The sequence below is a fragment of the Flavobacterium sp. AG291 genome (assembly GCF_003350375.1).
Classification (GTDB): Bacteria; Bacteroidota; Bacteroidia; order Flavobacteriales; family Flavobacteriaceae; genus Flavobacterium; species Flavobacterium suzhouense.
Map to the genome: position 1 here is coordinate 120,069 of NZ_QQAR01000005.1, position 16,843 is coordinate 136,911.

Annotated in this window: 19 protein-coding genes; 13 read left to right on the top strand and 6 right to left on the bottom strand. The window is 40.2% G+C overall.

Features of this window, described 5'->3' with window-relative positions:
• Nucleotides 1–136: 136 nt before the first annotated feature.
• Both ileS and DEU42_RS07405 read left to right on the top strand, forming a co-directional pair.
• Complete coding sequence (gene ileS / locus DEU42_RS07400; protein ID WP_114757655.1) at nt 137–3,568, top strand: isoleucine--tRNA ligase; 3,432 nt, start codon at nt 137–139, stop codon at nt 3,566–3,568.
• A 7-nt stretch (nt 3,569–3,575) separates the two neighbouring features.
• On the top strand, nt 3,576–3,956 hold the full coding sequence (locus tag DEU42_RS07405; protein WP_114757747.1) for a TraR/DksA family transcriptional regulator: 381 nt from the start codon (nt 3,576–3,578) through the stop codon (nt 3,954–3,956).
• Nucleotides 3,957–4,688: 732 nt separating this feature from the next.
• Here DEU42_RS07405 and DEU42_RS07410 read toward each other — a convergent pair.
• Nucleotides 4,689–5,003, bottom strand: a complete 315-nt coding sequence (locus DEU42_RS07410; RefSeq protein WP_114757656.1) for a GIY-YIG nuclease family protein — start codon at nt 5,001–5,003, stop codon at nt 4,689–4,691.
• A 304-nt stretch (nt 5,004–5,307) separates the two neighbouring features.
• On the opposite strand from DEU42_RS07410, the gene DEU42_RS07415 reads away from it, so the two are divergent.
• The 3 genes from DEU42_RS07415 (at nt 5,308) to DEU42_RS07425 (ending at nt 7,550) form a co-directional block, all read left to right on the top strand.
• Nucleotides 5,308–5,916: a hypothetical protein gene (locus DEU42_RS07415; protein WP_114757657.1), complete on the top strand. Its 609-nt coding sequence runs from the start codon at nt 5,308–5,310 to the stop codon at nt 5,914–5,916.
• A gap of 103 nt (nt 5,917–6,019) precedes the next feature.
• Nucleotides 6,020–6,646, top strand: coding sequence for a hypothetical protein (locus DEU42_RS07420; RefSeq protein WP_147278079.1), 627 nt, complete (start codon nt 6,020–6,022; stop codon nt 6,644–6,646).
• A 310-nt stretch (nt 6,647–6,956) separates the two neighbouring features.
• The gene (locus DEU42_RS07425; RefSeq protein ID WP_114757659.1) at nt 6,957–7,550 is read left to right on the top strand and encodes a lipoprotein signal peptidase; all 594 of its coding nucleotides are present in this window, start codon (nt 6,957–6,959) and stop codon (nt 7,548–7,550) included.
• A 66-nt stretch (nt 7,551–7,616) separates the two neighbouring features.
• Here the strand turns inward: DEU42_RS07425 and DEU42_RS07430 are convergent, their stop codons facing one another.
• Nucleotides 7,617–8,180: a 5-formyltetrahydrofolate cyclo-ligase gene (locus DEU42_RS07430; RefSeq protein WP_114757660.1), complete on the bottom strand. Its 564-nt coding sequence runs from the start codon at nt 8,178–8,180 to the stop codon at nt 7,617–7,619.
• Nucleotides 8,181–8,312: 132 nt separating this feature from the next.
• Nucleotides 8,313–8,729, bottom strand: coding sequence for an endonuclease domain-containing protein (locus DEU42_RS07435; RefSeq protein WP_114757748.1), 417 nt, complete (start codon nt 8,727–8,729; stop codon nt 8,313–8,315).
• A gap of 211 nt (nt 8,730–8,940) precedes the next feature.
• On the opposite strand from DEU42_RS07435, the gene DEU42_RS07440 reads away from it, so the two are divergent.
• From DEU42_RS07440 to DEU42_RS07450, 3 genes are all read left to right on the top strand, one after another.
• Entirely contained in the window at nt 8,941–9,264 is a 324-nt protein-coding gene (locus DEU42_RS07440) for a hypothetical protein (protein WP_114757661.1), read from the top strand.
• 215 nt (nt 9,265–9,479) lie between these two features.
• Nucleotides 9,480–9,878, top strand: a complete 399-nt coding sequence (locus DEU42_RS07445; RefSeq protein ID WP_114757662.1) for a GxxExxY protein — start codon at nt 9,480–9,482, stop codon at nt 9,876–9,878.
• Between the two features lie 66 nt (nt 9,879–9,944).
• On the top strand, nt 9,945–10,592 hold the full coding sequence (locus DEU42_RS07450) for a DsbA family oxidoreductase (protein WP_114757663.1): 648 nt from the start codon (nt 9,945–9,947) through the stop codon (nt 10,590–10,592).
• A 47-nt stretch (nt 10,593–10,639) separates the two neighbouring features.
• Here the strand turns inward: DEU42_RS07450 and DEU42_RS07455 are convergent, their stop codons facing one another.
• From DEU42_RS07455 to DEU42_RS07465, 3 genes are all read right to left on the bottom strand, one after another.
• Complete coding sequence (locus DEU42_RS07455; RefSeq protein WP_114757664.1) at nt 10,640–11,446, bottom strand: hypothetical protein; 807 nt, start codon at nt 11,444–11,446, stop codon at nt 10,640–10,642.
• 396 nt (nt 11,447–11,842) lie between these two features.
• The gene (locus tag DEU42_RS07460) at nt 11,843–13,057 is read right to left on the bottom strand and encodes a hypothetical protein (RefSeq protein ID WP_114757665.1); all 1,215 of its coding nucleotides are present in this window, start codon (nt 13,055–13,057) and stop codon (nt 11,843–11,845) included.
• A gap of 250 nt (nt 13,058–13,307) precedes the next feature.
• Nucleotides 13,308–14,042, bottom strand: coding sequence for a helix-turn-helix domain-containing protein (locus DEU42_RS07465; RefSeq protein WP_114757666.1), 735 nt, complete (start codon nt 14,040–14,042; stop codon nt 13,308–13,310).
• A gap of 126 nt (nt 14,043–14,168) precedes the next feature.
• On the opposite strand from DEU42_RS07465, the gene DEU42_RS07470 reads away from it, so the two are divergent.
• The 5 genes from DEU42_RS07470 to DEU42_RS07490 all read left to right on the top strand — a co-directional run bounded on the left by DEU42_RS07470 (nt 14,169) and on the right by DEU42_RS07490 (nt 16,842).
• Nucleotides 14,169–14,411 carry a hypothetical protein gene (locus DEU42_RS07470; protein ID WP_114757667.1) on the top strand — a complete coding sequence of 81 codons (243 nt, stop codon included), beginning with the start codon at nt 14,169–14,171 and terminating at the stop codon, nt 14,409–14,411.
• 419 nt (nt 14,412–14,830) lie between these two features.
• Entirely contained in the window at nt 14,831–15,085 is a 255-nt protein-coding gene (locus DEU42_RS07475) for a hypothetical protein (protein WP_114757668.1), read from the top strand.
• A gap of 108 nt (nt 15,086–15,193) precedes the next feature.
• Nucleotides 15,194–15,538: a hypothetical protein gene (locus DEU42_RS07480; protein ID WP_114757669.1), complete on the top strand. Its 345-nt coding sequence runs from the start codon at nt 15,194–15,196 to the stop codon at nt 15,536–15,538.
• 291 nt (nt 15,539–15,829) lie between these two features.
• Complete coding sequence (locus DEU42_RS07485; protein ID WP_114757670.1) at nt 15,830–16,075, top strand: hypothetical protein; 246 nt, start codon at nt 15,830–15,832, stop codon at nt 16,073–16,075.
• Nucleotides 16,075–16,842: a hypothetical protein gene (locus DEU42_RS07490; protein WP_114757671.1), complete on the top strand. Its 768-nt coding sequence runs from the start codon at nt 16,075–16,077 to the stop codon at nt 16,840–16,842. The genes DEU42_RS07485 and DEU42_RS07490 overlap by 1 nt, the downstream gene beginning before the upstream one ends.
• Nucleotide 16,843: the final 1 nt, after the last annotated feature.

Below are 16,843 nucleotides of genomic sequence, written 5' to 3' on the forward strand. Positions count from 1 at the left end.
AGACTTCTAACATTTTATCAATAATCCCCCTACAAAATTTACAAAACTGTTATTCTGCTCTCTATAATCAACTCTTTTGTCGGTCGCATAGAAAAAATCGTTACTTTCGCAAATCGATTTTTTAGCATGCACAATAATGAGTAAGAAGTTTACTGAATATAAAGGACTTGACCTGCCTACAGTGGCAAGCGAGGTACTTAATTTCTGGAAAGAAGAGAAGATTTTTGACAAGAGTGTTACAACCCGAGAGGGAAAACCGCAATATGTATTTTTTGAAGGACCGCCTTCGGCAAACGGGCTTCCGGGCATTCACCACGTAATGGCGCGTGCCATTAAAGACATTTTTTGCCGTTACCAAACCCAAAAAGGATACCAGGTAAAACGTAAAGCCGGATGGGATACCCACGGCCTTCCGGTAGAGCTTGGTACCGAAAAAGAACTTGGCATTACTAAAGAAGACATCGGTACTAAAATTACCGTAGAAGAATATAACGAAGCGTGTAAGCGTACGGTAATGCGCTACACCGACGTATGGAACGACCTTACTGAAAAAATGGGTTACTGGGTAGATATGGAAGACCCTTATGTTACCTACAAGCCAAAATACATGGAATCGGTTTGGTGGTTACTAAAACAAATTTACGACAAAGGCCTTCTATACAAAGGCTACACCATACAGCCCTATTCGCCTAAAGCAGGTACAGGACTTAGCTCACACGAGGTAAACCAGCCGGGTGCCTACCGCGATGTAACCGATACTACCATTGTAGCGCAGTTCAAAACCATTGCTGATACACTTCCGCAAGTATTTACCGGCTTTGGCGCTGTAGACATCATGGCATGGACGACCACCCCGTGGACGCTTCCATCTAACACTGCTTTGACCGTTGGTCCGAACATTGATTATGTTTTGGTAAAAACCTTTAACCAGTACACGTTTGAGCCTATCAATGTAGTATTGGCTAAAAACCTTGTAGGCAAGCAGTTTGGCAAAAACTACGTTCAGGCTACAGGCGAAGAAGATTTTGCTAATTACAACGCAGGTGATAAAACTATCCCTTACACCATTTTGGCAGAAGCCAAAGGTAAGGACCTTGTAGGCATCCGTTACGAACAGTTATTGCCGTTTGTACTGCCTGCAAATAACCCTGAGAACGCCTTCCGTGTAATTTCGGGCGACTTCGTTACTACTGAAGACGGTACAGGTATCGTACACACTGCTCCTACTTTTGGTGCAGATGATGCCAAGGTAGCTAAAGAAGCGAAGCCGGAAGTTCCGCCAATGCTTGTAGAAGATGCTAACGGAAACCTTGTTCCGCTGGTAGACCTTCAGGGTAAATTTACAAGCCATGTAGACACGCTGGAAAACCCTAACGGGAATGCGCTACAGTTAGCAGGCAAATACGTTAAAAATGAATATTACGATGCCGGAACTGCCCCTGAGCGTTCGGCAGACGTTGAAATATCAATCTACCTTAAAGAAAACAACAAAGCCTTTAAAGTAGAGAAGTATGTACACAGCTATCCGCACTCATGGAGAACGGACGAGCCGTTACTATACTACCCGCTTGACAGCTGGTTCATACGCATGACGGATGTTAAAGAGCGTATGTTCGACCTTAACGACACCATCAACTGGAAGCCTAAAGCTACAGGAGAAGGCCGTTTTGGCAACTGGCTGAAAAACGCTAACGACTGGAACCTTTCACGTTCGCGTTACTGGGGTATCCCGCTTCCTATCTGGAGGACTGAGGATAAAACCGAAGAGATGATCATTGGCTCTGCCGAAGAACTGTACAACGGTATCGAGAAAGCCATTGCTGCCGGACTGATGAGCGAGAATCCGTTTAAAGGATTTGAGCCGGGCAACATGAGCGAGGCGAACTACGACCTTATCGACCTGCACAAAAATGTGGTAGACGCCATTACCCTTGTTTCGCCGTCTGGCAAACCAATGAAACGCGAAAGCGACCTTATTGACGTTTGGTTTGACAGTGGGGCGATGCCTTATGCACAATGGCACTATCCGTTCGAAAACAAAGAGCTTATCGACAACAACGAGTCGTTCCCTGCTGATTTTATCGCAGAAGGTGTAGACCAGACCCGTGGATGGTTCTATACGCTGCACGCCATCGGAACATTGGTATTTGACCAGGTGGCTTATAAAAACGTAGTTTCAAACGGACTTGTACTAGACAAAAACGGACAGAAGATGTCGAAACGTCTTGGTAATGCAGTTGACCCATTCACTACACTTGCCGAGTACGGACCCGATGCTACACGCTGGTACATGATTGCCAATGCTAACCCGTGGGACAACCTTAAATTTGACATTGAAGGTGTAGCCGAAGTAAGACGTAAATTCTTCGGTACGCTATACAATACCTATTCATTCTTTGCGCTTTATGCAAATATTGATGGTTTCTCATACAGCGAGCCGGAAGTTCCGCTTAACGAAAGACCTGAAATTGACCGTTGGATACTATCTGAGCTAAACACGCTTATAAAAGACGTAGACAGCTATTATGCCGATTATGAGCCTACCAAAGCTGCAAGGGCTATCTCTGACTTCGTTCAGGAAAACCTGAGCAACTGGTATGTGCGTTTATGCCGTCGCCGTTTCTGGAAAGGTGAATATGCTCAGGATAAAATTGCCGCTTACCAAACCCTATATACCTGTCTTGTAGCAGTTGCCAAACTGAGTGCGCCAATAGCGCCATTCTACATGGACAGATTATACAAAGATTTAACACAAGCTTCACAAGAAGGGGCGTTCGAAAGCGTACATTTGGCCGATTTTCCGCAGTATGCTGATAACTTTGTTGATAAATCGTTAGAAAGCAGAATGCAGAAAGCGCAGACTATCTCATCGCTTGTACTTTCGTTAAGGAAGAAAGAGATGATAAAAGTGCGCCAACCACTGCAAAGGGTAATGATTCCGGTACTTGACGCAAATCAGAAAGCCGAGATTGAAGCCGTTGCAGAGCTTATTAAAGCCGAGGTAAACGTGAAAGAAGTAGAACTGATGGACGATGCATCAGGGGTACTTGTGAAGCAGATTAAGCCTAACTTCAAGGCACTTGGACCACGCTTTGGCAAGGATATGGGATTGATTTCCAAAGAGATACAAAACTTCTCTCAGGAGCAGATCAACGAGATTGACAGCAAGGGTGGCATAGAAATTGAAGTATCAGGAAAAAGTGTAACTTTAACAACCGCGGATGTTGAGATTAGCTCACAGGACATACCGGGATGGCTGGTTGCCAACGCAGGCGGAATTACCGTAGCCTTAGATATTACACTTACTGAGGAACTTAAGAGCGAAGGTATCGCAAGAGAACTGGTAAACAGGATACAAAACATCCGAAAAGACAGCGGCCTTGAAGTTACCGACAGGATTAAAGTTACTATGAAAGACAATAAAATCCTACAAGATGCCGTTAAAGCGAATGAGGATTACATTAAGAGTGAAACACTTACCGACTCGATTACTTTTGCAGATGAAGTTACGAACGGTACGGAAATAGAATTTGACGACATAAAAACCTTATTATTAATTTCAAAATAAGTTGACAATGGTAGATGAGCAAATACGATACTCTGATGCTGACCTTGCAGAGTTTAGGGAATTAATTACCAAAAAGATTGAGAAAGCTAAAGCTGATTTAGAACTGATCCGCAGTGCCTATATGAATGACCTTAACAACGGTACCGACGATACGTCACCTACGTTTAAAGCATTTGAGGAAGGTAGCGAGACCATGTCTAAAGAAGCAAACTCACAGCTTGCTATACGCCAGGAAAAGTTCATCCGCGACCTTAAGAACGCGCTAATAAGAATTGAGAACAAAACCTATGGAATTTGCAAAGTGACAGGAAAGCTTATCAACAAAGAACGCCTGAAACTGGTTCCCCATGCTACAATGAGCATCGAGGCAAAAAATATGCAACGATAATATACTGACCGCCCCAACAGGGGCGGTTTTTATTTTTATGTGGATTGGAGGTCGGAAGTTTATGCGTTTTGTCATTCTGAACGGAATGTAGTGGAGTGAAGAATCTCATACTACAAATAGAGATCCTTCGTACCTCAGGATGACAAAGCGATATGTGTCATTCTGAACGGAATGTAATGGAGTGAAGAATCTCATACTACAAATAGAGATCCTTCGTACCTCAGGATGACAAAGCGTTATTTGTCATTCTGAACGGAATGTAATGGAGTGAAGAATCTCATGCTACAAATAGAGATCCTTCGTACCTCAGGATGACAAAGCGTTATTTGTCATTCTGAACGGAATGTAATGGAGTGAAGAATCTCATGCTACAAATAGAGATCCTTCGTACCTCAGGATGACAAAGCGTTATGTGTCATTCTGAATGCAGCGCAGTGGAGTGAAGAATCTCATACTACAAATAGAGATCCTTCGTACCTCAGGATGACAAAGCGTTATGTGTAATTCTGAACGGAATGTAGTGGAGTGAAGAATCTCATGCTACAAATAGAGATCCTTCGTACCTCAGGATGACAAAGCGTTATCTGTCATTCTGAATGCAGCGCAGTGGAGTGATAAATCTCATTCTACAATAGAGATTCTTCCTTCGTCAGAATGACAAACATTACGTGAAACATCTTTCAGCACGTGTCATTCTGAATGCAGCGCAGCGAAATGAAGAATCTAAAAATCTCAATCCTGGATTTCATCATTCAAAAACCTCCATTGAGGATTAAATTCATTTATTAATGCATCTTTTTTAGCCCTTGTCCAGCCTTTTATTTCCTTTTCCCTGTCAATTCCTGTTTCGGCATCCTGATAATGTTCAAAATAAACAAGATAATAACACCTATATTTAGTTGTGAACGCTTTTGAATTAGCTTCGGGATTTTGATGAAAATACAGTCTGTTTTTCAATTCATTTGTAAAGCCGGTATATAGAACTGTTTTCTTTTTATTTGTAAGGATATAGACATAGTAATTATGTGTACCTAATGTTTTGTGCATCTTTTTAGTTTTATATGTAAATCTAATAATTTTTAGATTCTTCCTTCGTCAGAATGACAAAACGTTACGTTGAATACTTACGGCTCACTGTCATCCTGAATGCAGCGCAGCGAAATGAAGAATCTCATACTACAAATAGAGATTCTTCGTACCTCAGAATGACAAACATTACGTGAAACACCTTTCAGCACGTGTCATTCTGAATGCAGCGCAGCGGAATGAAAAATCTAAAATCCAATACTGATAAAATTTTAACAGGATTAATTTTATTTGACTATTATTGTATTGCTAACCAAGACCATATATGAAAAAACTATTACTCCTATTACTGCTGTGCCCTGTTTTGGCTATAGCCAAAACCATCCTTCCCGGCACGATTACCTTTAACGACAACACTACACGAACAGGCCTGATAGAAATTCAGAACGACTACAAGCAGCAACGCATCTTTTTTAAGACCGACAAAAGAGCCAAGAAAGAAACCATTTCTATCGACGATGTGCAATTTTATGTGGTGAGCAATGAAGCCGACGAACAAATTAAATTCTACACGCTAAAGCTGGCTGTTGTACCCGCCTTTAGCACTAAGTATAAGATCTCAGATAAAAAATCGTGGGTACGCCTTGAGAAAGCAGGGGAAGTAAACATCATAACCGCATGGAATGCAAACGGGGCTGTATATTACCTGCACAAACCCCACGAAGACTTTGCGCGCTATCTGATTACCCTGTATGGCGAAAATGGCTGCTGCAGCCACTTTAAGATGTTTAAATTTGACATGGAAAGAATTTTTAAGGACGACTGCCCTGCCCTGGTAAAAGCACTTGACACACTGGATAAAGACGAGTTTAGAGCCAATGGCCCTTTTTTAGCAGCGATACTATTTACTCAGTATTGCGATATTCATGAGTAATATGTTAAGCATGACTCTTATAATCACCAATTAATTCATCTTTAAAATTTTAGCCGGGTCAATTCGGTTTTTCATGTATATTCGCGGCCAGAAAAAAACAAACATGAAAAAACTATTACTCTTACTGTTGCTATGTCCTCTTATGGCAATAGCCAAATTTTATCCGGGAACAATAACCTTTAATGATGGCAATACAAAGACGGGGTTTATTGAAATACCTTCTTTCAGCTCACAAAAACTAAAATTCAGAGCTGAAGAGAAAGGAGATACTGAGAAATTCTCTATCAACGATGTAAAGAAATTTACACTTGCTTTAGAAAAAGGCGAAACTACTTACTTCGCTCTTAATCTGGCCGATGTTAAAACATTTAAAAAAGAATATAAAATTGAGAGTAAAAAATCTTGGTTAAAACTGTTTACTCAAGGAAATGGATTAAATATTATGGAGATGTATTCTCCTCCCTATGACGGTGGGGGAATAGCTCCTGTTTCTCAGGATGCATTATATTATTTCTTCTGGAAACCGGAAAACACTTATTGCACTTATTTTCATGCAGAATATGGTGTAAGAGCCATCGGCGAGTTCAGGGTTTTAAAACAACATATAGAATTAAACTTTGAAAAAGAGTGCCCTGCAATGGTAGAAAAACTTGATAAAGAAAAATTCAATGAACGTTTTATGGAATATATAATGGAGCTTTACAATGAAAACTGTGGAAGCACCAAATAAATCAAAGACTCTCCGGAGTCTTTAGTTTATTTTGTATCTAAATCACCCCCAATCACAAAAGCTTCTGATTCTTTTCAAGCAATTACAAAACTGTCATTCTGTACGGAAAGCAGTGGAGTGAAGAATCTATTGCCGTGAACAGAGAGATTGTTCATACCACAGAGTGACAAAACACAACACATAATGAGGCTCTGTAATTCTGAACAGAATACAGTGAAGTGAAGAATCAACAAATAAACTTTTCCCAAATCCGCATTCAGATACCTTCCATATCAATAATTCGATTATTTTTGCGGGTAAAATTCTAATAATGTCTTTAAAGAAAGCCTATCTTATTGTCATACTGGTACTGATAATAGACCAATTGTCAAAAATTTACATCAAAACCAACTTCATGCTTGAGGGTGAAGTTACCGTTTTTGAGTGGTTCAGGATACGCTTTATAGAAAATGAAGGCATGGCCTGGGGTGCCAAGATTCCGGGATCTTATGGCAAATTATTCCTTACCCTTTTCAGGATTGTGGCTGTAGCCGGTATAGGCTGGTGGCTGAATGATGCTGTAAAGAAAAGACAATCAAACTATCTTATTGTTTCGATAGCCCTGATTCTTGCAGGAGCTTTCGGAAACATTATAGACTCTGTATTTTATGGGGTAATATTCGACCACAGCCACGGACAGGTAGCTACGCTGTTCTCAGACCACCCGTATGGCACTTTGTTTCATGGTAAAGTGGTAGATATGCTGTACTTCCCATTGTTCAGCGGTACCTTCCCTGATTGGTTCCCAATTTGGGGTGGCGAGTACTTTAACTTCTTCAATGCCATCTTTAACATTGCCGATGCCGCTATCTCTGTAGGTGTGGGTATACTTATCGTATTCAACAAAAAGGCATTCGCTAAATAGAGTTTGCAGTATTCAGTCTCAGTCGGCAGACCACTCATTACTGAAAACTGTGACTGCGACTGAAAACTAAAACGAATAAACTTTCTCCGGCGTTACACAGTAATCCAACGGTACATCCGTATCAAAAACATCAATAGTCTCGTTTTCTGCCTCAAAAAAGGATAAGCCTATTGTTATCACATCTTTTTTGCATTCGCTCAGGAAACGGTCGTAAAAACCTTTTCCGTAGCCTACGCGCTGTCCCTTTTCGTCAAACGCAAGTAGCGGAACAAAGACCACATCGATTTTATCAGACGGCACCTCTATACCATCAACCGGCTCAGGAATCCCAAACTTATTTTTTACCAGCTTTGTATTGTCCGTAAGCAGAAAATGTATCATGCGGTGCGTTTCAAAATCCGACCTTGATACGATAACCTCCTTATCCTTTCCGGCAAGAAGATGAAGAATAAAATCAGTATGCACCTCACGCTGCTCCTCCATCGTCAGGAACAGGTGGAAATAAGTCTTATCCCAAATATCAAGCGAAAGTACCTTGTTGGCAATAGCAAGGCTTTTATCTTCTATCGCTTGAGGCGATAATGCCTGGCGCAGGTTTTTGTAATGAAGGCGTAGTGCGGGTTTGTCCATAAAGCAAATATAGGAAGTTTACGGTTTACAACTATGGAACGCGGATGCCGTGGATCTGGGCGGATGATACGGATTCAGCAACAGTGGTTTCCCCTCCCTTGGAGGGGTGCCCGTAGGGCGGGGTGGTTAAAACTAACAGAATTCTGTAACAATATATACCTCTAGTTCTTTCAGAACATTTGCAAGATCATTTCTTACTCTAAATTCTGATATTCTGTAAATTCTCAAACTTAATGACTTAAGAAACCTATCACGCACCGCATCATAAACATCTTTATCATTATGACTTGAACCATCGATTTCAATGATTAATCCGAGTGATTTTACGTAAAAGTCTACTATGTAATTACCTATTATGCGCTGCCTGTCAAAATCAATCCCGAAAAATGATTTTTTCTTTACCTGATTCCAGAAAACAACTTCTGAAACTACACCCATTTTTCTAAGCTTTTTTGCTCTATCGGATAAAGCAGGATTATACGGCAGATTTTGAATAAAATTCTTATATATCGGAACCGAATTAATCTCGAGTAAAATTTCTTTTTGCATAATTTGAACCACCCCGGCTTTCAGCCACCCCTCCAAAGGAGGGGAAACCTATTAGTACATTAATAAAAACTAAGATAGTAAATTTGCGTTCCACCACCCCCAATGTTAAGTTTTCAACTTTGCCGCAATCCTTAACATTGAAAAACCGTTTATTCAGTTTTCCTGTGTTAATTTTGCGTTACCAAAATGTAAACTATAATTATCAAGACCCATGAACAGGACAGATTTAAGACTGGTGCAGTACTCAGTAACTCAAAAAGTAAAATCTAAAAAAAGTAAAAAATCAACTTCTAAGAAAGTAAAAGCAATAGGATATTTCCACATTTGGGGTGCTAACGCCGACAAAAAAGGAAACGAAAAATTCTATGCCCTTATTGAAGATGCTAACACAGGAAGCCTTGTAGAAGTAGCGCACAAAGACGTTCGTTTCCTTACTGAAGACGAAGTGGAGATGCTTTACAACCAGACGGAAGAAATTCTTTTAAAAGAAGAGGCTGTTGCCGAAGGCCCGGCTGAAGAAGCTAAAGCCGAATAAGCCCACACACAGTCCTGAAAAAAATAAACACACGAAAGCAAAATGCCGCCTCTACAGGGCGGCATTTTTGTTTATTCGGTTATTTGTTTATTCGAAGCTGCACTCATTATTTGGACACGGATCCCGATAGCTATCGGGACGGATTAGGCAGATTACACGGATTTTTTATAATTGCGAATAATTTATTATTTTAGCTTAAATCTTACAAATCGAAAGTGAGCTCAATACTTCATAAACAACTTACAGGAGATATATTAAAAGCATTCTATGACGTTTACAATGAACTGGGCTATGGCTTTTTAGAAAGAGTATATCAAAATGCTCTTTTTATCGAACTGAAATCAAGAGGTTTTGAAGTAGAAGCGCAGAAATCAATTACCGTATATTATAAAGGAACTCAGGTAGGCAATTATATTGCAGATATTATAGTTAACAAAACTGTTATACTAGAACTAAAAGCCTGTGCGGATATCCATGATGAGTTTGAATTCCAATTATTAAATTATTTAAAAGGAACTGACTGCGAAGTGGGATTACTTCTTAACTTTGGCAAGGAACCGGAATTCATAAGGAAGATATTTACAAATGATAAAAAAATCATCGCCCTAAAATAAATCAGTGAAAATCTGCCCAATCCGCGTCATCTGTGTTCCATTAATTTATAATTTTAAAAGAGTATCATGAAAATAGAAATATGGAGCGATATCATGTGTCCGTTTTGCTACATCGGCAAAAGACGTTTTGATACCGCTATGGAGCAATTTGCCCACAAAGACAAAGTAGAGGTGGTATGGAAAAGCTTTATACTTTCACCCGACCTGCAAACTGACCCTTCCAAAAACATCAACGAAATGCTTGCCGAACACAAAGGCATACCGGTAGAAGAGGCTGCTGAGATGAACGCTTATGTTACTAAAATGGCCGCCGAGACAGGGCTAACGTACAACTTTGATACTGCCATACCGGCAAACACGTTTAACGCCCACCGATTCATTCATTTTGCGGCAGATCATGGCAAGGCTGCCGAAGCCGAAGAAAAGCTGTTTGCCGCTTACTTTACCGAAGGTCGTAACATAGACGATGCCCCTACCCTTGTAGATATAGCCATCGAACTTGGCCTGGACACTGATAAACTGGCACACGCCATGGGCAGCAATGGTTATGTACAGGAAGTAACTACCGACCTGATGCAGGCCCAAAGTGTTGGCGTGCGTGGCGTACCTTTCTTTGCTTTTAACCGCAAGTATGCCATTAGCGGAGCACAGCCTGTAGAAGCTTTTTTAGAAACGCTGGAAAAAGTATTTGCAGAGGAAAATAGCGTTCAGTAACAGTTACAGCATATACCCATACAAACACTACAATAAAAAACGCTCCTTTACGGGAGCGTTATTGTATCGGCAAGACAGTTAATGTATTCCATAATCATATAACCATCGGTTACATCTGAAGTATAAGTACCTATCGTCTTACGCACTATTTTGCTCTTTTTAAGCATTTCGAGTGCACTATTGTCTATTTTTATGCGTGGCCTTGTACTAAGGTTAGTATTTGCTCCTACTCTAAACACGTCAATTACCGCTTCCGGAAAATTAAGTTTAACCCCATTTTCCAACTGTAGTGTAAGACCTTTTACATCTTTATTTTTATAATTATCAGTACAAACCGCTACCCTTAGTTTAAACTGTCCGTCTGCTGTCCTAAACAGGCTGATATCATCTAAAAGAGGGGTACGGGTTTCTTCTACATAGCCTTCGCCGGCAGATATCCATTTTTTTCCTTTTTCGAGTCCGTTACAAAAATGCCCATCCGGAAAATCGATACCTCCCACCACTTCAAAAACAAAATCACATTTAGCCGTGGTATGATAATCGAAATATACGATTCCTGTCTCGGGATTTTGAAGCGTTAGTACATAGTTAGTATAACGTGGTTTATAGTCTACAACTTTAAATGTTTTACCTTCAATTGAAGCGGCATCAGTGTAGCGTAAACCTTTTTTATAGAGCGAATGTATTTCGGCATCACTGTAAAATCCTTTATAACCAACACCTATCTCTGATTTTTTTAACGGCAACACTTTCAATTCTTTACCCTTTAACAGATGAACGTCCTTACCCGGAAAGTTTTGAGCAAATGTAACAATGGAGAGTAAAGAACATAACAGCAACATTATCTTCTTCATAGCAGTTTTTTCTTTTTTTTTGACAAATATATCTTCTTTAAGTTTTTTTAAACAGAATTATTCCTACTTTAACATTTTGAAAGAAAAAAGCTGCATTTTAACAGAGTTTTTTAACCGTTCGTCGAATAGAAATCATAATTACTGTCTATCTATACCCATAACAGCTTTATAAGATTTTTCCCTACTTTATTTGGTTGATTGTTGTTGGTTGTTGGTTGTCGGAAGCTTCACTCTCACCCAATAAAAAACGCAGCAAAATGCTGCGTTTCTATACAATTTGTATATACTTTACAGACGTAGCAGTGCTACGTCTCTACCAAAAAACTATTATAGCTTCGGACTTATGACTTAAGACAAAATCAAATCAACAAATAACCAAATCCACGAATCAACTTTTTATTGGCTGCAGTTGCCAGCAACGATTTCTGCTACTGTTGGATTATAAAGATTATCAGCTATATAAGCTGGTTGAATAAAAATACCTTCGTTTAACAAAGAAGTTAATGAACAAAAATCTTTGAGCCCATCATTTTGAAAAACAGACAATTCCGCCTTAAACATTGTTATATTTTGAAACCCTTCTAATGACTGAAGAGCATCATTACTGCTTATTTCAAATTTATTTTCACTATAAAAAGGTGAGGTACTCAAAGTGGTTAACCCGGAAAAATGGCTTAATGTAGCCAGTGAGTCGTTACCAGAAATTATAAGATTTCCAAGTGTTTTTATATTCTGAACACCATTGCACGACTGTAGAGCATCACATGATGTAATCTTAAAAGAATCCATTTCCGTTATCGGTTGAAGACCTTCAATAGACACAAGATTAGGCAAATAATTCAATGTCAAACTTGATATGCCTTCTATGTTACCCATACCATCAAAGTTATAGAAACCGCAACTTGAAATTACAAATGACTTAACGTATTGAAGATTATCAAGTCCTTGGAAAGAAGATAATTCTGGATTGTTAGCAAGCCCAAACATTACATTTACATTTTTTAGTCCATTGAGTCCATTCAAATTTTGTAGGTGATCATTATTTTCAATAAAAAAGTCATCAACTTCTTCGATAGATTGTAAGCCCTGAAGACTAGTAAGAGCATCATTGTTCCTGATAACTAAATCTCCAAAACTATTGTTTATACCAACATATTTAAGTGAGCTTAGAGGTGTCAATTCGGCGAGTGCCGAGTTATGCTGTATCGACAGAGATCCTGAAATAGACTCAAGATTATTTAATCCATTTATCGAAGTAAGTAACAAATTCTCACTAATAGTTAATGACCCCTCAATTTTAATGAAAGAACTGAATCCTGCAATACTTGTAATATCACTATCAATAACAATAATTTCCATATCTTCTCCTTCTCCAACTGCTTCAACACGCGGGCCAATCATTATATTTCCTTTAATTGTACAGTATCCCTTCGCTGCGAAAGCATCAACTTCAGCCTGTGTAGAAAGCGCTACATTACCATTGTAAACTTTTGAACACGGTGTTGGTATAGGATTCTCAGGATTTTGATTGTCTGGATTAACAGGAGCACTGTCGTCACTGCTACAAGCAAACAGTGTCATTGCCAAAAAGGCAAAAAATAGCTTTTTCATTAGTTAAATTAATTGATTGTGGTGCAAATATATACAATTGTAGGAAATAGTTGGTTGATGGTTGTCGGTTGTCGGTTGATGGGAGCTACACTCAAACCTAATAAAAAACGCAGCAAAGTGCTGCGTTTATATATAGTATTTGAATACACCCTACAGACGTAGCAGTGCTACGTCTCTACCAAAAAACTAGTGTCATATTTGAACATCGGACATCCGGCTTCGGACAAAATCTAAAATCTGAAATCTGAAATTAATACACACTCTTCTTACTCACCGTCCTGTTTACATCAATTACGTAGAACAGCGCCTGAATATCATTCATGTGCAGGGTAAAGTCGGTAAACTCGGGGCTGTCGTTAAGGGAGTGGCAGGTAATGGTTCCCTCTTCCACATTATGGTCGATGATCTCCTTAAGGAGCGGCATTTTGCTTTGGGTAGTATAAATAACCCAGTACGGAAAATCGCGGTAGCGCAGCTTGCCCAGCCAGTGGTGGCGTTGCAGCTCGCGGGTAGAAACAATGCTGTTTCGGGTAACGGCATTGCTCGAACCATCGTCCATACTGTCGCCATTTACGCGAAAAGCCACATAGCGACCTTGCACCGGCTTATCGACCAAAATACCATGCTGACTCAGGTCCATTAAAAAATCGGCATCCTGATAGGTACTTAAAAACCCCGCCTGAACGTTGAACTCTGCCAATGGCATGAGCATATAATACTGTCCGTTAGGCAGCTCAATAAACTTGTTGCCGTTCTTGTTCTCAAAATCGTCAGCGAGTTTTACCAGTTCCTGGTGTTTTACGGTAGTAAAATTAGCCCTGTCCTGATTAAGCACTTTGTCTAATATTTCACTTTTTGATTTCGGGATAGGCTTACCCTTCTCATAATTAATGATAGTTTCACGGCTTGCACCGATAAGGTCGGCCAATTCTTTTTGGGTCAGTCCAAGTGCTTCGCGTTTTTGTTTAATCGCTAATCCGTCCATATTCAAATCTTTAGGGGCATTGTTAATAAAATCGCATACCTAAAGTGTAAAATTTAACCTTTAAACATTTTGCAATGTGGAATATTACACTTAACTTTGCATCATATTCAACAAAGGTACTAAAAAATGCACAACTTCAACATCCAACCCAAAGAAAAAGTGGAACTAAATGCCATAACCTCAGCAGAACAAGGGCATTCCACCTTACAAAAAAGTTCAACAAAAGTGGAATATACCACTAAAAACGAACAAAATAAGACTTCAAACACCCCAAACAGGGTTACAGTTACCACAGTAACACACAGTGAAGAAGAAAAAAAAGCAATATTACACTTTAACCGCGACAGGAGGTTTACTATTACAGAGTAAGCTCCCTAACCTGCCTCGGCGGGGAAATTATCAGCAAAACCCATTAAAGCTGAGTGAAGCTGCTCCCCTCTCCTTGGGAGAGGGGTTGGGGGTGAGGCCAAAAAAACTACTAAAGAAGATTCGCAAACAGCAAGCCCTCATCGAGAACCTCAAAACCCTGCCCTACTACACCGTCTTTAACCAACGGGCCCAACAGGAAAAAGACATCGCAAAGGCAGAGAAGAAGTTGCACAGTTTGCAGTCGCAGTATTCGGTCGCAGTGAACAACGTTCTGTCATTCTGAACGAAACGCAGTGCAGTGAAGAATCTCTTTTGGAATTTTAAGAGATTTCTCCTGTCGCCGAAATGACATAGTACATCGGACTTCCGACATCGGACAAACCAAAACATCAAGACTTCAATCAAAAGACTAAAACAAAATGACAATCAAAGGAACCATCGAACACATTGAGTACCGCAACACCGCAGGATACGAGAAAAAAGTAGTAACCATTATGCCCGACCACAGGCAGCGTGCCTTTGTAGAATTCCGCGGCAGGAAAATGGACGACCTGCACGGCTACAAAGAAAACGACGAGATACAGGTAAACGTACTGCTGGAAGGCAAAACCTCTAAAAACAGCGGCATACAATATAACAATATGGTGGTTACGGAGGTAGTGCAAGCCCCCTAGCCCCCAAAGGGGAACTCTTACTCAGAATTATTTACAACCTCCCCCAATTGCCGTATGAGTGGCAATTCCCCCTTTGGGGGTTAGGGGGCTAATCTTAACTCAAAAACCATGGAATCAAAACAACAGGAATATACCGAAAAGATCTTAGGCCAGTTACAACAGCTATTTAGCGAAGAGAACGAAAACCGCATCAACATCAGCGAACTGGAAGACAACAGCAACGCATCCGACTTCTTTCACGCACTTGCCAACCTTGCACCCACTGTAGTCTACACCAAACTTACCCAAAAGGAAATAGGCACGCTCGACTTTAACCACATTGCCAACAGGCTGTGTTTTCAGAATTGCTTTGTAAAACAGGACAGCCCGGAGTCGCAGTCTCAGTCGCAGTCTCAGTCGCAGTCTCAGTCGCAGTCTCAGTCGCAGTCTCAGTTGGCAGCAACAGCTGAGTAAGCATTCCCGAGTGAAGCTACGGCATTAAACTCTGTGGCGTGAAGCAAATTGGATATTGAGGCGTTAAGAAGCATCCGCTGTTTGAGGCGAAGCCGAGTTCGGATGGTTTAGCCGAGATATTCAATTTGTAGCCTAAGGAGTTCAGCCGTGCCTTTTTGCTTCTTTTGTGGCAAGACAAAAGAAGAAATAAGAAGAGATTGCTTCGTCCGTTCGGCTTTCAGCCTCACATGGAGAAGAGTGGAGTGAGGAATCTTTAAATATTTCAATCATTCAATCTTAAATAAAATTACCATGTACAAAATAAAAGGCATAATCACCGCTATAGGCGACATAAAAACAACAAAACTGGGCACTGCCGTACAGCAGCTGCACTTTGAACAGGAAACCGGCAGAATGTTTTACCCCTCTGCCCTGGGCACCAAGATAGACCTGCTAAAGGATATGCTGCCCGGCGACGTAGCCGAACTTGAATTTCATATCTCAGGCTCAAAAGGAACGTATAACAATGTAATAATTGACAATTTGGTGAGAGTGTAATGAAGGACCCCGCTTTTTTGTTTTATCCTGGCGATTATTTTCGCGATACACAATGCCTAAGCGATAATGTGCAGGCTGTTTATGTAAGGATTATGTGCGAACATATGAGAAACATATGCATTTCGCATACACAGTTAGCTTTCTTTACAAAAAACCTTTCGGCGGAAGAAACCTCTCAGCTATTATCAATACTTATAAAGACAAATGAAGGCTATCAGATTGAATGGGTAGTAGATAGTATTCTTAAACGTAAAGCATATACCGAATCAAGACGTAATAACAGAAAAGGAAAACCAAAAGAAAATGACAATCCTACTAAAAAATCTCCTTCAACATATGTTTCACATATGGAAAATGAAGGTGAAATTGAAAGTGAAATTGTAATTGTATCTGATAATGATAATGGAATTGTAACTGAAAGAGGAAAAGGGGGTGTGGGGGAAAAACCAAATCTCATTTATCCTTTTGAATCGGAGAATTTTCTAAATCAATGGAAAGTCTGGAAACAATATACGGATGAACAGCACGACTTTGCTTTCTATTCTGAAACAACAGAGCAGGCAGCCCTCTCGAAACTTGGAAAGCTCTCGAAATATGACGAAGCCACTGCCATAGCGATAATGCACCAGAGTATGGCAAACGGCTGGAAAGGTTTCTTTGAAGAGAATACCACACATGGAAGCACAAAACAACCTTCCGGCAAAGGCGAAAGCAGCTATAGCGACGCTTTCAAACGAAAGATTGTTGGCCGTTTACAGTCCGAATAAC

What these genes read in the sequence shown, in the direction of transcription:
- ileS (WP_114757655.1), top strand. Translation starts at nt 137, where the DNA reads ATGAGTAAGAAGTTTACTGAATATAAAGGACTTGACCTGCCTACAGTG.
- DEU42_RS07405 (WP_114757747.1), top strand. Translation starts at nt 3,576, where the DNA reads ATGGTAGATGAGCAAATACGATACTCTGATGCTGACCTTGCAGAGTTT.
- DEU42_RS07410 (WP_114757656.1), bottom strand. Translation starts at nt 5,003, where the DNA reads ATGCACAAAACATTAGGTACACATAATTACTATGTCTATATCCTTACA.
- DEU42_RS07415 (WP_114757657.1), top strand. Translation starts at nt 5,308, where the DNA reads ATGAAAAAACTATTACTCCTATTACTGCTGTGCCCTGTTTTGGCTATA.
- DEU42_RS07420 (WP_147278079.1), top strand. Translation starts at nt 6,020, where the DNA reads ATGAAAAAACTATTACTCTTACTGTTGCTATGTCCTCTTATGGCAATA.
- DEU42_RS07425 (WP_114757659.1), top strand. Translation starts at nt 6,957, where the DNA reads ATGTCTTTAAAGAAAGCCTATCTTATTGTCATACTGGTACTGATAATA.
- DEU42_RS07430 (WP_114757660.1), bottom strand. Translation starts at nt 8,180, where the DNA reads ATGGACAAACCCGCACTACGCCTTCATTACAAAAACCTGCGCCAGGCA.
- DEU42_RS07435 (WP_114757748.1), bottom strand. Translation starts at nt 8,729, where the DNA reads ATGCAAAAAGAAATTTTACTCGAGATTAATTCGGTTCCGATATATAAG.
- DEU42_RS07440 (WP_114757661.1), top strand. Translation starts at nt 8,941, where the DNA reads ATGAACAGGACAGATTTAAGACTGGTGCAGTACTCAGTAACTCAAAAA.
- DEU42_RS07450 (WP_114757663.1), top strand. Translation starts at nt 9,945, where the DNA reads ATGAAAATAGAAATATGGAGCGATATCATGTGTCCGTTTTGCTACATC.
- DEU42_RS07455 (WP_114757664.1), bottom strand. Translation starts at nt 11,446, where the DNA reads ATGAAGAAGATAATGTTGCTGTTATGTTCTTTACTCTCCATTGTTACA.
- DEU42_RS07460 (WP_114757665.1), bottom strand. Translation starts at nt 13,057, where the DNA reads ATGAAAAAGCTATTTTTTGCCTTTTTGGCAATGACACTGTTTGCTTGT.
- DEU42_RS07465 (WP_114757666.1), bottom strand. Translation starts at nt 14,042, where the DNA reads ATGGACGGATTAGCGATTAAACAAAAACGCGAAGCACTTGGACTGACC.
- DEU42_RS07470 (WP_114757667.1), top strand. Translation starts at nt 14,169, where the DNA reads ATGCACAACTTCAACATCCAACCCAAAGAAAAAGTGGAACTAAATGCC.
- DEU42_RS07475 (WP_114757668.1), top strand. Translation starts at nt 14,831, where the DNA reads ATGACAATCAAAGGAACCATCGAACACATTGAGTACCGCAACACCGCA.
- DEU42_RS07480 (WP_114757669.1), top strand. Translation starts at nt 15,194, where the DNA reads ATGGAATCAAAACAACAGGAATATACCGAAAAGATCTTAGGCCAGTTA.
- DEU42_RS07485 (WP_114757670.1), top strand. Translation starts at nt 15,830, where the DNA reads ATGTACAAAATAAAAGGCATAATCACCGCTATAGGCGACATAAAAACA.
- DEU42_RS07490 (WP_114757671.1), top strand. Translation starts at nt 16,075, where the DNA reads ATGAAGGACCCCGCTTTTTTGTTTTATCCTGGCGATTATTTTCGCGAT.